This is a genomic window from Oceanobacillus timonensis (assembly GCF_900166635.1).
In the GTDB taxonomy this organism is placed as follows: domain Bacteria; phylum Bacillota; class Bacilli; order Bacillales; family Amphibacillaceae; genus Oceanobacillus; species Oceanobacillus timonensis.
Map to the genome: position 1 here is coordinate 4,293,896 of NZ_LT800497.1, position 14,546 is coordinate 4,308,441.

Consider the following 14,546-nt stretch of genomic DNA (forward strand, 5'->3'; position numbering starts at 1 on the left):
TACTGAACGTATTACTTTTTTTATATTCCACTTAGAAAACTACTTTACTCAACTAGACAACGGATTACAGACGCCCTATTTCCTACTTAGAAATGAAAGATTTCTTCTATCTCTTAACATAGGAATCCTGCGTCCCGTTACACTGCGATAAACTTAATCTCATCCCTATCTTTAGTATACCCATTTTGATGTCCTATTTAACATCTTAATATACAAGTAATATATACTGCGCATCCAAAAGCTGGCGATTATTCTCGATGAATAAACATAAAAGTATTTTTTATTAAGAAATCATTTCTCGCCCGCTTATCATAATATATCTTACAGCGATTTATATATTAGTCATTCCTCTGAAATAGTTATTTTCTCCATAAAATCATAAAAGCTTGTACATATCCATCCAAACATAGCATATATATTAACTAGAACGAATTACTTCGCACTACTGCAGATGCCCACCATACATGTCACTACCTAAAAAAGGAGGAAGAAAATTGAATCATTTCTATACAATTCGTTTAAACCGGAAGAAAATAATCTTAACTGCTGCTATCGTTTTAACAGCAGCCCTTCTTATCTGGACGCAAACACCTTCTATTATGGCAATGTTTACAAAGGATGAACCTGCTGCCCTTTCAAAAGGAAATGAAGACGTAGAAGACGTTGCTGTTACCTTCAATATTAGCTGGGGAGAGGAGAAAGTAGAAAGTATTCTGGACGTATTAGAAAAAGAAGATGTACAAGCTACATTTTTTGTCAGTGGTGAATGGGCTGAACGACATCCTGATTTATTAGAAGAAATTTCTGAAGGAACGCATGAAATTGGACTGCTTGGTTATCGCTATAAGAGTTATTTAGATCAGGAACCAGAACAAATAAGAAAAGATTTGGTAAAAGCGCAAGAGGTTATGGACAAATTGGGATATGAAGATATTCAGCTTTTACGGACACCACACGGACATTTAAACGAAGAAATTATTGAATTAGCAGAGAGCATGCAATTTCAAGTTGTCCATTGGAATGTGAATCCGGATGATTGGGAGAATCCCGGAGTAGAAACCATCATTGATGAAGTTATGGAACAAACAGAAAATGGGGATATTATTCTGTTGCACGCTTCTGATAGTGCCAAGCAAACTGCTGAAGCTTTAGAGACAGTCCTTCCCGGATTAAAAAATAAAGGGTATGGATTGATTACGATATCAGAAATGGTCAATCAAGCAAAGGCAGACACCGAACTGATTGATTGATTTTTCCGGCCATCGTGAAGCCTTCTTTAAACCATACCAAGTATAGACTCAATGGAGTCTGTCTTTTCAATATAGATTCGCATGGGAACATGCAACAGGCAGCACCTACTTAATGCGGAGAGGTGCTGCCTGTTTACTGTTTACCCTTATAGTAATAGAAGAAAGAAAACACCATGCCGTGTCATGTATCAAATATAGCGATCATCAAACCAGCTTGTATAGCGCTTCCATGACAAAGAGGAGCTCTCTAATCATTGATTTATGCTTTCCTTTGTTCTTTATTTGATTTCTGCTGCGTTTTCTGCTCTTTGTCCGATTTTTTCTCCACAAAAGGCAGTTTATGCAATGTCAAGATTTGATACATGTTACATACCAATAGCGGAACAACCATTAACCAAGCATAATCCGTGCCATCTACCATTAATCCGGGAACCCATTCGGCTGTTGTAAAAACGACCATGAAAAAAAGTGCTGGAACAAAAGCTGTCGAATTCGTTTCTTTTGTTTTGATCTTTGCTACCATCCATCCAATTAAAAGCATTGCAGCAGCAATCAGTATAAACCAATATATTGCTGTATCTCCGTCTGCTGCACGATAAGGGAAATAAATAAGATCAAATAAAACAAAAATAATCAAACCAACTTGTACGATTGTCCAGTATCCTTTGAATACATTCAGTCCCATTCGATTCACAAACAAATACGCAAAGAACCCTGTCATACTGACTGCCGCAAAGGTTAGACCCAAACCTAAAAAGAAAACAAATACCCCGAGTAACTCCATCACATTAAACGGAGACATATATGTAAGATATTCTTCCGGTCGTATAAAGAAACTTGCAATCAACCCAGCAAGCCCTCCAAGCCAGAATGTTTTCCAAAAGAAATTTACCAATATTCTTGTGTTCAATTCTTCACCCCCTAAAGAAGTCGCCATCCGTATTTTATCATGAAGTGTCCTTTTTTTCTTCATTGCCTGTGTATATTTTGTTAAATTATCAAACATATTAAGGGTACAGATCATATTCTTATCATCATAAATAATATTAAAAACAATACAATCTCGTGCTTTTTGAAAACCTTCTAACATTTCTTAGTAAAATGATACTTTCTAATCCCGCTTACGAAAGGAGCGTATATTATGAAACGTCACATGCCCATTATATTTTTACTCCTATTCATATGTTTTATCTCTGCCTGTGGAAATAATGAAGAATCGCGTGAAGCTGAGTACGAAACTACAAAAAGAATGGTTGTTGATATCTTACAGACAGAGGAAGGGAAAGCAGCGTTAAAGGATATATTAAATGATAACGAATTACAGGAGAGCGTGGTTATCGAATCAGACGAAGTGAAAGAGGCTGTAACGAATGCATTATCCTCCGACAAAAGCAAAGAAAATTGGAAAAAAATGTTCCAAGACCCGGAGTTCATACAAACTTACGCAAAATCAATCTCCACAGAGCAACAGAAACTGATGAAAGATCTGATGCATGACAGTCAGTTCCAAGAGCAAATGATTGAAATATTGAAAAATCCGGAAGTGGAGGAGCAAATGCTTTCTGTTATGACGAGTCAAGCATACCGTGCCCACTTGGAAAAAACCATTCAGGAAACACTCCAATCTCCGTTATTTAAAGAAAAGATAGATAAAGCGTTAAATGAAGCTGCTAAAAAAAGTTCATCCGGCAGCAACGAAGGAAATAACGAGGAGTCGCAGGATAGCAATAATGAAAATGACGGAGCAGACTCATCCGAATAGAGAGTCCTTATACGTAAACAAACAGGGTGCTGTTCATTTCAACAGACACCCCATTTGCTTGCCATTCTATTCCTCTAATTTCGCTACAATTTTTGCAGCAATTTTATGATACTCTTTTCCGTTTGGATGGTCCTCCTGATAAACAGATGGAGCAAACTCATCTTCTTCCTCATATGGCTGCTGCAGTGGCAATTGACCGATTACCTTTGTTTTCAATACATCTGCAAGCTTTTGACCGCCGCCTTTTCCGAAAACATATTCCTTCTCACCAGTTTTCCTGCTCTCATAGTAGGCCATGTTCTCCACAACGCCAAGAATTTCATGTTCTGTCTTCAGAGCCATTTGGCCTGCACGAGCTGCTACGAAAGCTGCTGACGGATGAGGAGTGGTCACAATAACTTCTTTACAAGATGGCAAGAGTTCATGTACATCCATTGCAATATCGCCTGTTCCAGGTGGTAAATCAAGCAATAGATAATCTAATTCTCCCCACTCTACTTCTGTAAAAAAGCTGTTTAACATTTTACCGAGCATTGGTCCGCGCCAAATAATCGGTGAATTATCCTCTACGAAGAATCCCATGGAAACAACCTTAATCCCGAATCGCTCTACTGGAATAATCTTCTCTCCGCGAACAACCGGTCTTTCTTCTACCCCCATCATATCAGGGACACTAAAACCGTAAATATCCGCATCGACAATGCCTACTTTCTTACCTAAGCGCATTAAAGAAACCGCTAAGTTAACGGTTACAGTGGACTTGCCAACACCGCCTTTCCCGCTGGCAACAGCGATAAATTGTGTATTGGTAGCACCACTGATTAATGTTTCTTCTTTCGCTTTTTCCGCTTCCGCCTGATATTTTTGTACCGTCTCTTCCGGAAGCTGTTCAAAACGCAATCCGACTGTATTCGCACCGTTACGTTTTAAAATACCAACAATCTCTTGTTGCAACTCCATCTGTTCGCCGGTATTCATCTTGGAAATGCCGACTTTCACGCTGACATGTTTTTTGTCTTCCTTAATCGTAACGGAAGAAATCGCATCCAATTCCTGCAAGGTTCTATGTAAAAAAGGATCTTTTACAGAGCCAAGTAACTCTATAATCTCTTCTTGTGTTAACATATTTCCACCATCCTTTATGAATCTGTCCAATGATTAGTATAACATAAAACGAAACTTCATTCAGTTGGTTTGTTTTGTAACCAACTGAATGGTAGTTGAGTTAATCAGGAGATGTAGTGACCGTTTTTTCCCATTCTCTTTACAATTACCCTTATATAAGCATCGGGAAAATTACGGACACTCATGCTGTGGTAAAGTGAAACTTTATTAAGAGGAGGGATTCTTTTCATCCCTCCTCTTAATATTAGTTGAACGAATCGGGCCGCTACTGGCTGTTTGATATACTGCGTAGTATTCCTAAATCCCCTCTTTTCTTGAAGCAGGTATCTTACAGCCAGTTGCACTGCGGTAAAACGAAACTTCATTCAGTTGGTTTGTTTATGCTTCCAAATCATCACTTAAACACGAAAAGGGCTGGCCTCAGCCAAACCCCTCTCATTCATAAAGATTAAAATTGCAGCGTTCCTTACTCCTCCTCGTTGTCTTGAGGTTCTTCCGTAACATACCGTAGAATTCCTTCATAAATACTGGCAGCCATTTGCCTTTGGTACGTGTCATTCTTCAATAGCTCCCGCTCTCTCTCGTTCGATAAGAAGCCAATCTCCACTAATGCTCCCGGCGTCTCTGCATGCTTTAGCAAATACATTTGATCAATAGCAAGAGGCTGCCTGTCCGTGTTTTCTAAATTTCGGGTTATTTCTTCCTGAATCATCGTCGCCAGATGCTCTCCCTCTTCAAATTTTGGATAATAAAATGTCTGAGCGCCATGCCATTGCGAATCAGGTAATGCATTCAAATGGATAGAAATAAAAAAGTCGGCCTCTTTCTCTTGAATAAATGCTAATCGATTGCGTATATCTTCGGATTTACGATTAGCCAGACCGCTTGTCCCTTCCGCTGCTAAATCAACATCCTCCTCACGGGTCAAATGAACGATAGCCCCATGCTGCATCAAATACGTTTGAAGGCTTTTGGAGACGGCCAGTGCAATATCTTTTTCCTCTGTCCCATCTGAACCAACTGCACCGCCATCCGGGCCGCCATGTCCAGGATCAATAACAATCACTTTCCCATTTAGCGGCAGTGACCACGTAGAATTAGAAGAATTAATTGCTTCCTTCGTGGGATACTGTAATAAGAAAATAAGTATAAATAAACCAAGAAACCAAAAGGACAGCTTCTTCTTTTTTGACATATGGCTTCGTTCCTTTCGTTCCCATATTCAGGGGTGTATTTTTCAATTTGAATGGTTCTTACCGCACAGCTGTTTCTAACAGCATGTACAAACTCTAAAAGATATAAACAGCAAAAGCCCTTATTAAAAATTTATGGGAAGAGTCCCCGGTTTATGACTTATCTTTTGTAGTATGCTAAAATAAAAATAAATGTTTGAAACTGTACCACATGTGATATTGTATTTATAGGAATAATGATTCGGAGGTATTATTATGGCAGATTGGATATTAATTGTACTAGGTATTGGAGCTGTTCTGATTGGCGTTGGTTTACTCGGGGTAGCAGCTTTTCTTTTTCTAAAATTAGGAGGAGCAGGCAAGCTTATCGCAAGTGCGCAAAAAACAACAGATCAGCTGCCGGAGCAAATGGAAGGCATCACTTCGCAAATAACAGATGTTCTTCAAACAGGGAATGAAACATTACAGCAGGCGAATCAACAAATCAAAGAATTATCTCCTTTGTTCTACTTAATCGGTGATGCTGGCCGAGCGACACACAACATGTCATCATCTGTATTGAAAACTGCAAACCAGTTGCAGGAGACGACGGAAGAAGCAAATATGACAATCGCTAATAAAAATCTGCAAGGCATCTACGGTCTGGCAACAATCGGCTATTTCCTTGTACAAATGAATAAAAAATAACCACTAAAAAATCCGCTTGGAATATTGTTTGATTCCAAGCGGATTTTTTACTTTTCTTCTGCAATTCGATTTTCAACTTCCTGTCGTATCTCCTGAAGCTCTGTCGCTTTTTGAAAACCGTCATGATAAAGACGCTGTTCCAAATCACGCAGCCGGGTTAACAATGGCGGGTTTTCTTCCAAATTTCGTTTCTTTTCCAGATAAGAAGCGGCCGCCCATCCTAACGTGGCGCCAACAGCTGAACTAACCACGATACCTGCTTGATATACTTTATTGTTCATGTGTATATGCCTTCTTTTCCCGTTTTAAGTCCCGTTTTTTCTTTAACCAGTAATAACCGAGCGCAACGCCGCCATATACACCGCCTAAATTATTTTTGCCAGACACTTCCTGACCTGCTTCCGTTTTTGTTTTCACAGAATCCGTAGCATCAACCAGGGAAGAAGACAACTTCCTTGTTGCGTTTCCTACATCTCCAACAATATAAAATAGCGGACTTAACTGTTCCATTTTATTATTTATATCCGATAACGCTTGATTACTTTCTTGCATGATACTTGTTGTTTCTTTTAAAATGCCATCCATTTGTTCCGGCAATTGCTGCACTGTCTTGTCAACGCCGCGTAATACACTTGCCAAGTTATTTAATAAATGACCAATAAAAATAGCTAAAATAATACTTGCGACTCCAATGATGATGACGCCGACTCCGATTAATGTCATTTTACTTCCTCCTTCTTCCGGTTGCCTTGATTTGTTTTGCTTGCTCGATAACTTTTATAAATTTGTATCGCTGCTTCGCTCCAAGTGATACCTTTCATTGTCTTATTTAATTTATCCTCCAAATTCGCATCATCCAATGCTTGCCGCTTCACTTTATAAGCTTCGTTCAAGCTCTGAACAGAGGTTCCCATATCTTCTAAAGATCCAAAAACACTATCTGTTGCCTGCAGCTTCTCATGCGTATCATCAATTAAATGATTCACTTCCTGCAACGATGTCGAAATTTCAGGTGTTATATGATTCATTTCTTCTTCCATTTTTACGACGGACTTGCCGAGTGAACGAATGTTATCGGTTAGTCGATTTAGCGTAAATGCTATATAGCAGCATACAGCAGCGAATGCAATAGCAACAAGTAAAATCCCTACGGATATAATAGGCATATGTAAAAATCCCTCCTTTTTCATTGCTTGTTCAAAAGGATAAAATGGACTTACCGACTCTTTCCATGATGAACGTGTCTTTCTCCATTTTTAACCGGACTTTTTGAACAGCCTCTATAGACAATATTATACCACCTGCGAAAATAAATAAAACGTCTCCTCCTATAATATCAGAAAACTTGACATTCGTTAAAGAGAATCTCGAAAGCATCTGTTGTTTTCTTGGTCTTACAAGCGCCAGATAATGCCTTCATAAGCTCTTCGTTAGGTCTTGAACTGCGTTTACTCGCCCTATCAAAAAATGTCGCACTTCCTACGTTCCGAAGCGAATCACTATTTTAAAAACCAGGCGATCAGTTAAATTCCCAGTTGCCAAGATTATATTCTTCTCTTTTCGGGTATAGAATCCATATACCTTATCTTTTCCCAACGTTATAGATATATTTATTCCATTTTTTAAGGAATACCCCTAGAATAGAAAGGTATTAAAATTTACATTGGAGGTGACCAGTGCTATGAAACAATTCGGGAAAGATTTCATGAAGCGTTTTTCTGAAAATAACACAACATTACTCGCAGCTGCACTGGCTTATTATTTTCTATTAGCCGTCTTTCCGCTTCTAATCGTTGGTTTTGCAATTATTCCTTATTTTAATATAAGCCCCGATGATGCTGTCAGTTTTCTCGGTTCCATCATGCCGCAAGAACTCGCATCAACCTTTGAAGATAATATTATCAACTTGGTTGATACAACCCGCGGCGGATTGTTAACCGTCGGGATTTTAGGGACAATCTGGTCAGCATCAAACGGCATTAATGCTTTTATTAAGGTTTCCAATCAAGCGTTTGAAGTAGAGGAGACAAGATCATTTCTTAAAGCACGCGGAATAGCAATCCTGTTGACAATCGGATTACTATTAGCTGCTATTTCGTCGATTATCCTTCTGGTTTTTGGCGATATGATTATCAATTTCTTGATTTCCTTTGTCGGCATCAGTACAGGGACAGGAGCTATCTTGCAAATATCACGAGTAATTATGGTCATCGTGATTGTAACGCTTATTCTGCTCGGCTTGTATCGTTTTGCGCCAAATAAACGGTTACCATTCCGACATATTTTACCAGGTACATTAACTGCCAGTATTTTATGGTTAGTGAGTTCTTTTGCCTTTTCCATTTATGTATCTAACTTCGGAAATTACTCCGCTACGTATGGAAGTCTGGGAGGAATTATCGTTCTAATGATCTGGTTCTTCTTAACAGGTATTATCCTTCTTGTAGGAGCCTTGTTAAACAGTATGTATCACCAGAAAAAAGTAGATGAATCTGGAGAAGCTAAAAAAGAGACCGCCAGTACCAGAGAAGAGTAATGTCAGAAGCCAAAGTCCGGCCTTATCATATACAAAGGCCAGACTTTGGCTTCTTCTCTATCTGATTTAGAAAAAGTCCGCCAAATACGGATGCCGTTTCACAGGAAGATAAGCATCCAGCTTTTTCATTTCCTCGAAATCACCAGTAATCAATTCTTGTTCATCAAGCTGTTCCAATGTATTTTTACCTAATAAAATCATCGCTAATTGTTGTACAGTCAAAGTTGTTGTGACATCTTGACCGGCGCTAGGCTCTATTTTTTCAGCATAATGGAACCCATCTTGAAAATGAAGACGGTACACGCCGCTATTCTCTTCAAATGCAGCATCTTCTACTTTGATGGTATACGTTTCTTCTTTTTCTGCGGACACCTGAAACGGGTATACCTTTAAGAAAGATTCAACATCCACAATTCGCGTCATGAAATACGGTTTTTGTTCCTGCTTTGCTCTTGGCTCATCCATGAAAAGCGGAAGGACATCGTCGTCTGGAAGCGTCATATGTACTTCCTTTACCATGGAATCATGATTTGCCATAAATTGCAGCAGGCGCTTTTTGCTATCCGGAGTAACCGTAATCCATTCATCAATATCCATCTTATTCTCTTTCACTTTATACCGCATGTATCCATCTGCATGCCCTTCATGATCATAGCTAATTGCTGTGGTAAATCCTTCTTTCCCAAAAACATGATATTCCCACCAAAGTTCATCACGTACAAGCATCCCTGTATATTGTTCTGTATAAGCCTGATACACTTCCTTTACCACTGCTTCGTCACCTTTTTTCATGCGACGCACATAGCCTGGCGCACTCTTAAACTTGGGAACATACTCCATTGGAATCGTAAATTTCATTTCATTGATGGTCATTTCCCAGCCAAATTTCCGGTAGAATGGAACACTAAATGGTGCTAAATAAGAAATGAGATAGCCTTCTTTCTTCATCTCGGCAATAGCATGAATCAGAAGCTCTCGAACAGCACCTTTCCTGCGATGTTCTGGCCATGTAGAAACATTTGTGATGCCTCCTGTTTTAATAACCTTTCCATGAATGCGGGTTTCTAATGGAAGCAAATGGACCTTGGCCGCCAGTTCTTCTCCTTCCATCCAGCCCCAAACTATTTCATTTTGTTTCTCTTTCTCCTTTTTCTTCTTTTCTATCTCTTCTGATGTAGGTGTAAATTGAAAGGCAAAAGCAGAGAGCTCATAAATTTCATCATTCGTAATTGGAATTTGTTTAATCATAACTGTCCTCCTTATTATTGCGAGTAAAAGACGATTAATCATCTTGCTGATTATGGCGTCCAAAAAAATCCCAGAATCATTCGTTCAGACTCTGAGATTTTTTTACTCTTATATTTATTTCATGATGCGACGATTAAAACCACTGCGAATGGAAAACGCCGTCTTTGTCTTTACGCTGATACGTATGTGCTCCAAAATAATCACGTTGTGCCTGAATTAAGTTGGCTGGCAAATTCTCGGCACGATAGCTATCATAATAAGAAATTGCACTAGCAAATGTCGGCACAGCAACACCATGTTGAACGGCTAAAGAGACAACCTTACGAAGGGATGCTTGATATCCCTCTACAATCTCTTTGAAATAAGGATCAAGCATAAGGTTTGGCAAATCTGGTTCCCGGTCGTAAGCATCTTTAATTTTTTGCAGGAAGTTTGCACGGATAATGCAGCCACCGCGCCAAATCATAGCGATATCTCCATATTTCAAGTCCCATCCATTCTCTTCCGATGCTGCACGCATTTGTGCAAAACCTTGTGCGTAAGAAACAATTTTACTCATATAAAGTGCTTGACGAATTGCTTCAATCAAATCTTCTTTGCTTTCTGAGATATCTGTTTTAGCAGGGCCGGAAAATACGTTGCTTGCTTTGACGCGCTCGTCTTTTAAAGATGAAATAAAGCGTGCAAATACAGACTCCGTAATTAACGGTAATGGAACACCCAAGTCCAATGCATTCTTGCTTGTCCATTTCCCGGTTCCTTTTTGACCGGCTTTATCAAGAATGACTTCGACTAGTGGCTTGCCAGTTTCTTCATCTGTTTTTGTGAAGATATCTGCTGTTATTTCAATCAGGAAGCTGTCCAGCTCGCCTTTATTCCATTCTTTAAATACTTCATGAAGCTCCTTGGCATCTAACCCGGCCACATTTTTCATTAAATCATACGCTTCCGCAATTAACTGCATGTCTCCATACTCAATCCCATTATGAACCATTTTCACAAAATGTCCTGCACCATTTGGTCCAATGTATGTCACGCATGGATCACCATCTACGTTGGCAGAAATAGCTTCAAAGATCGGGGCAACCAAATCATACGCTTCTTTCTGTCCTCCCGGCATCATGGAAGGTCCTTTTAACGCTCCCTCTTCTCCGCCGGATACACCAGTTCCGATGAAATGAATACCTGTCTTATCTAATTCCGCATTTCGGCGCATCGTATCTTCATAAAGTGTATTTCCTCCATCAATCAAGACATCGCCATCCGCTAAGTACGGTTGCAATGACGCGATTGTCGCATCTGTCGCAGGGCCGGCTTTTACCATAAGCATAATTCTGCGCGGTTTCTCCAGGGAATTCACGAATTCTTCAATCGTCTCTGCACCATAGAAGTTTTTCCCTTTTGCTTCATTTTCCATAAATTCTTCTGTCTTTTTATAAGTACGGTTAAAAACGGATACCGCAAAACCTCTGCTTTCTATATTTAATGCGATATTTTTTCCCATTACGGCTAAACCGATAACGCCAATCTCTTGCTTCATATATACTCGATCCTCTCTGCCTAAAAATTTGAAGTAAACCTTTATTTATTATAACGGATTTCCCCTATAGAAACCAAGTAACACGCCTTTTTTTCTTAATAATATGATAACTCAGACGAAAATGGATATTTTTTTATCGGAACAGCATGGACGAGACATATTAAAAATCACCAATCCACAACTGGATATCCAGCTGCAGATTGATGATTTTTATTACATATCAGAATCCCTTAACATCCACAAGGGCCTTGCGGAGGGCAAGGGTGATGCGGTTTTCCGCACATAACATGTTGTTCCTGAATATCATTTACAACCGATTCTGTATGGGGAAAATAGTGTTTGTGTGTTGTCATATGCTTGTTAACATTGGTTGTGTGACTAGGATGCATATGCTTCATTTCTGTATTGGAAACATTTGTTTTTACGTATTGCTTCGTTGGAGACACTTGTGTTGGACCTTGTTGTGTCGGTGATACTTGTGGCGGGCAATATTCTGGTTTCATTTGCTGCTGCGGCATTTGTTGCATTGGCATTTGTTGTTGAGACATATGATTGCCATTTCCATTCATAGAAGCTCCTTGTACCTGTTGGTTCCCCCAGCCTTGATTAAATTGTCCTTGATGATGTTTACTACCTCTCACCGTAAAGGACCTCCTTTCCATTTCTTTAATCTTTCTCTATAGACTATGTGTACGCCTCCTGGTCGGTTTGATATAAGAACCTATTTTTCAGGAATTTCTCTTGGATTCTAATCTTAGCTACTTTCATGAAGCTTCCCAACATTGCGCAAACTGCCGGATAAAAAAAGAACATCTTTCTTCCCATACTTCTTGTAAGGTCATCTACCTGTAGCGTATACTGTAAAACAAGAATAAAGGGGAGGAGGTCGTTTCTATGAAGAAATTTTTTAGCTTTGAAGAAATGATAACACCATTAATCATCAAAGTATTATTTGTGGTAGGAGTCGCAGCAGCAGCTTTAACCGGTCTAATTACTATTTTTTCAGGATTATCCGAGGGAGAATTTCTTCCTGTTTTATCAGGACTTTTTATTATTGTTATCGGAACGCTTTTATCACGGGTTTATTGTGAATTATTAATCGTGATGTTCAAAATATACGAAACCTTAAAACAAATCCGGGATAAATAATCTGCAGTGCGGTTATGTTTAGAGACATAAACATAACCGCACAAACATTTACAAAACACTAATCTATATTATTTTCCTTCCCATTTAAACATCATTTCCTCCGTTTTTGACCTCTTCCTCATTCCCGGCCAAAGGAAATGGAAATCTGTTATGCCTTCCTTCTCTTTAACCAATCAGGAAAATTCTGCTAACCATATGCCATCATTTCTCATGCTACAAACCTGTATCCTAAAAAGGACTATCCCTTTTAGGATACGTTTATAAAGAAGGCACCATTAGGATAAAAGTGTCAGATTAATTCCGTGAACAATCGGGAATCTTATACAAAGAAGCTTAAATTTTAATTCGTTACTGGAGTGATAAAAATGGGATTTCTAACAGGATACTTACCGATAATGATTGGCGTGGCTGTTATTCTATTTTTAATAAGCATATTTGTGAAAGAGAAGCGGATTGTCCCGCCAATGGTTGTCAGCACGCTCAGCCTTATTGCTATATTTATCAGTTATTTCTTTGAGGGAAGACAAGAATCCCTTATAGGTTATATTAGCTTGGCTGTTTTTATTAGCTCTGTCATTGTTCTTATTGTGATGATAGCTATTTCCTGGTCCCGTACACGTCCAAAAAGATAAACACACACTTTGACATCGTGAGGACACAATAACTCGAAATGTGAAAAATGATTACAAAGGTATCATTCGCCTGCTTCATTCAGGATGTCTGTACGATAGGAGAAGTGTTATTTATACGGAATAATGAGCTGTCTCCCTACCGGACCAAAAGAGACAGCTTTTTAAGTACTTTTTATTTCCAATCAGAAAAAGGAGAGTTATTAGCCAAAACGTCTATATAACCGCTTTTATTTTTTGATTAAAACGTTCTGCTATTTCCTTACCAATTTCAATGGAGCATGTCGCAGCAGGAGATGGGGCATTCAACACATGGAGGCTGCACGCATTTTCTTCAAAATAAAAATCATCCAACATGGTTCCGTCCGGTTTCATTGCTTGTGCACGTACCCCGGCTTCCATCGGTTTGATGTCCGCTGCGCTTAATGAAGGGATTAATTTTTGTGCTTCCTTCACAAATGCTTTTTTACTGAATGAGCGATAATATTCACCAACAGCTTCTTTCATATTTTTCAACCCCATTCGATACAGGCCGGGGAAAGTCATGATTTGCGATGTTTCTTTTAGATTAAAACCAATTTTCTGGTAAGCTTCTTTCTTAAACCCGAGCACAGCATTCGGACCTACATCTACTCCGCCGCCAATCATATTGGTGAAATGCACCCCTAAAAATGGCAAATCCGGATTCGGCACCGGATAAATAAGCGTCTTTACGTAATGTTCCACCTTCTTATCCAATTTGAAGTATTCACCACGGAACGGGATAATTCGTACATCTGTCTTCACGCCGGACATCCGTGCCAGCTCATCACTATATAAGCCGGCACAATTAATAAGATAATCCGCTTCATACGCATCTTCATTTGTCACGACAGTTATGTTTTCTTTGTCAACTTGTATATCGCTTACTTCGTTCTCTAACCGCAGCATCCCGCCATTCTCTATGAAGAGCTCCGCATACTTTTCAGTTACCTTTTTAAAATCAACAATTCCTGTATTTTTAACATAGATTCCGCCAACTGTATTCACAAATGGTTCAATCTCTGTCACTTCATCCTTACTGAGAAGTTGAACATCCAGACCATTTTCTATTCCTCGCTCGTATAACTTATTCATATTCGCAAGTTGCGACGTGTCTGTCGCCACAATAACCTTTCCGCATTGATTGTATGCGATATGATGTCTTTCGCAAAACGCCATCATGGACTTCGAGCCGTTTCGGGCAAATCGCGCTTTATAAGATCCCGGCTTATAATAAATACCCGAATGAATCACACCACTATTATGCCCTGTCTGATGTTTCGCTGCCTCTGCTTCTTTATCTACGACAACAATCTTTTTATCTTGATGCATGTTTGACAGCTGATATGCCGTACTCAATCCGATGATTCCTGCTCCGACAATGAGTATATCTACTTTCACAATGA

16 protein-coding genes are annotated in these 14,546 nt (G+C 39.2%); 6 read left to right on the forward strand and 10 right to left on the reverse strand.

What is annotated here, in order from left to right:
* The first annotated feature begins 494 nt into the window (after positions 1-494).
* Positions 495-1,250 (forward strand): polysaccharide deacetylase family sporulation protein PdaB, encoded by a 756-nt coding sequence (pdaB, locus tag B7E05_RS21075; protein WP_080876034.1) that lies wholly within the window; start codon positions 495-497, stop codon positions 1,248-1,250.
* 259 nt (positions 1,251-1,509) lie between these two features.
* Here the strand turns inward: pdaB and B7E05_RS21080 are convergent, their stop codons facing one another.
* Entirely contained in the window at positions 1,510-2,160 is a 651-nt protein-coding gene (locus B7E05_RS21080; protein ID WP_080876395.1) for a KinB-signaling pathway activation protein, read from the reverse strand.
* Between the two features lie 231 nt (positions 2,161-2,391).
* On the opposite strand from B7E05_RS21080, the gene gerD reads away from it, so the two are divergent.
* Positions 2,392-3,012 carry a spore germination lipoprotein GerD gene (gerD, locus tag B7E05_RS21085; protein WP_245833205.1) on the forward strand — a complete coding sequence of 207 codons (621 nt, stop codon included), beginning with the start codon at positions 2,392-2,394 and terminating at the stop codon, positions 3,010-3,012.
* Positions 3,013-3,078: 66 nt separating this feature from the next.
* Here the strand turns inward: gerD and B7E05_RS21090 are convergent, their stop codons facing one another.
* Together B7E05_RS21090 and cwlD are read right to left on the reverse strand one after the other, a co-directional pair.
* A complete protein-coding gene (locus B7E05_RS21090) occupies positions 3,079-4,137 on the reverse strand; it encodes an Mrp/NBP35 family ATP-binding protein (RefSeq protein WP_080876036.1) in 1,059 nt (352 codons plus the stop codon).
* Positions 4,138-4,603: 466 nt separating this feature from the next.
* Positions 4,604-5,332, reverse strand: a complete 729-nt coding sequence (cwlD, locus tag B7E05_RS21100; protein ID WP_080876038.1) for an N-acetylmuramoyl-L-alanine amidase CwlD — start codon at positions 5,330-5,332, stop codon at positions 4,604-4,606.
* Positions 5,333-5,585: 253 nt separating this feature from the next.
* On the opposite strand from cwlD, the gene B7E05_RS21105 reads away from it, so the two are divergent.
* Positions 5,586-6,017 carry a DUF948 domain-containing protein gene (locus B7E05_RS21105; protein WP_080876039.1) on the forward strand — a complete coding sequence of 144 codons (432 nt, stop codon included), beginning with the start codon at positions 5,586-5,588 and terminating at the stop codon, positions 6,015-6,017.
* A gap of 47 nt (positions 6,018-6,064) precedes the next feature.
* Here B7E05_RS21105 and B7E05_RS21110 read toward each other — a convergent pair whose 3' ends face one another.
* The 3 genes from B7E05_RS21110 to B7E05_RS21120 are packed head-to-tail and all read right to left on the reverse strand — an operon-like array spanning position 6,065 to position 7,183.
* Positions 6,065-6,298: a hypothetical protein gene (locus tag B7E05_RS21110; RefSeq protein ID WP_080876040.1), complete on the reverse strand. Its 234-nt coding sequence runs from the start codon at positions 6,296-6,298 to the stop codon at positions 6,065-6,067.
* Positions 6,288-6,740 carry a DUF948 domain-containing protein gene (locus tag B7E05_RS21115; RefSeq protein WP_080876041.1) on the reverse strand — a complete coding sequence of 151 codons (453 nt, stop codon included), beginning with the start codon at positions 6,738-6,740 and terminating at the stop codon, positions 6,288-6,290. The genes B7E05_RS21110 and B7E05_RS21115 overlap by 11 nt, the downstream gene beginning before the upstream one ends.
* Positions 6,737-7,183, reverse strand: a complete 447-nt coding sequence (locus tag B7E05_RS21120) for a DUF948 domain-containing protein (RefSeq protein ID WP_080876042.1) — start codon at positions 7,181-7,183, stop codon at positions 6,737-6,739. The genes B7E05_RS21115 and B7E05_RS21120 overlap by 4 nt, the downstream gene beginning before the upstream one ends.
* Before the next feature lie 515 nt (positions 7,184-7,698).
* Here B7E05_RS21120 and B7E05_RS21125 point away from each other — a divergent pair.
* Positions 7,699-8,553 (forward strand): YihY/virulence factor BrkB family protein, encoded by an 855-nt coding sequence (locus B7E05_RS21125; RefSeq protein ID WP_080876043.1) that lies wholly within the window; start codon positions 7,699-7,701, stop codon positions 8,551-8,553.
* 66 nt (positions 8,554-8,619) lie between these two features.
* On the opposite strand, the gene B7E05_RS21130 is transcribed toward B7E05_RS21125, so the two are convergent.
* The 3 genes from B7E05_RS21130 to B7E05_RS21140 all read right to left on the reverse strand — a co-directional run bounded on the left by B7E05_RS21130 (position 8,620) and on the right by B7E05_RS21140 (position 11,982).
* Positions 8,620-9,801 carry a GNAT family N-acetyltransferase gene (locus B7E05_RS21130; RefSeq protein WP_179134607.1) on the reverse strand — a complete coding sequence of 394 codons (1,182 nt, stop codon included), beginning with the start codon at positions 9,799-9,801 and terminating at the stop codon, positions 8,620-8,622.
* Positions 9,802-9,934: 133 nt separating this feature from the next.
* Positions 9,935-11,341 (reverse strand): NADP-dependent phosphogluconate dehydrogenase, encoded by a 1,407-nt coding sequence (gene gndA, locus B7E05_RS21135; RefSeq protein WP_080876045.1) that lies wholly within the window; start codon positions 11,339-11,341, stop codon positions 9,935-9,937.
* A gap of 230 nt (positions 11,342-11,571) precedes the next feature.
* On the reverse strand, positions 11,572-11,982 hold the full coding sequence (locus tag B7E05_RS21140) for a CotD family spore coat protein (protein ID WP_245833207.1): 411 nt from the start codon (positions 11,980-11,982) through the stop codon (positions 11,572-11,574).
* Between the two features lie 253 nt (positions 11,983-12,235).
* Here B7E05_RS21140 and B7E05_RS21145 point away from each other — a divergent pair, with 253 nt between their 5' ends.
* Both B7E05_RS21145 and B7E05_RS21150 read left to right on the forward strand, forming a co-directional pair.
* A complete protein-coding gene (locus B7E05_RS21145) occupies positions 12,236-12,490 on the forward strand; it encodes a DUF4282 domain-containing protein (protein ID WP_080876046.1) in 255 nt (84 codons plus the stop codon).
* 365 nt (positions 12,491-12,855) lie between these two features.
* Positions 12,856-13,122, forward strand: coding sequence for a hypothetical protein (locus tag B7E05_RS21150; RefSeq protein WP_080876047.1), 267 nt, complete (start codon positions 12,856-12,858; stop codon positions 13,120-13,122).
* A gap of 213 nt (positions 13,123-13,335) precedes the next feature.
* On the opposite strand, the gene lhgO is transcribed toward B7E05_RS21150, so the two are convergent.
* On the reverse strand, positions 13,336-14,541 hold the full coding sequence (lhgO, locus tag B7E05_RS21155; RefSeq protein WP_080876048.1) for an L-2-hydroxyglutarate oxidase: 1,206 nt from the start codon (positions 14,539-14,541) through the stop codon (positions 13,336-13,338).
* Positions 14,542-14,546: the final 5 nt, after the last annotated feature.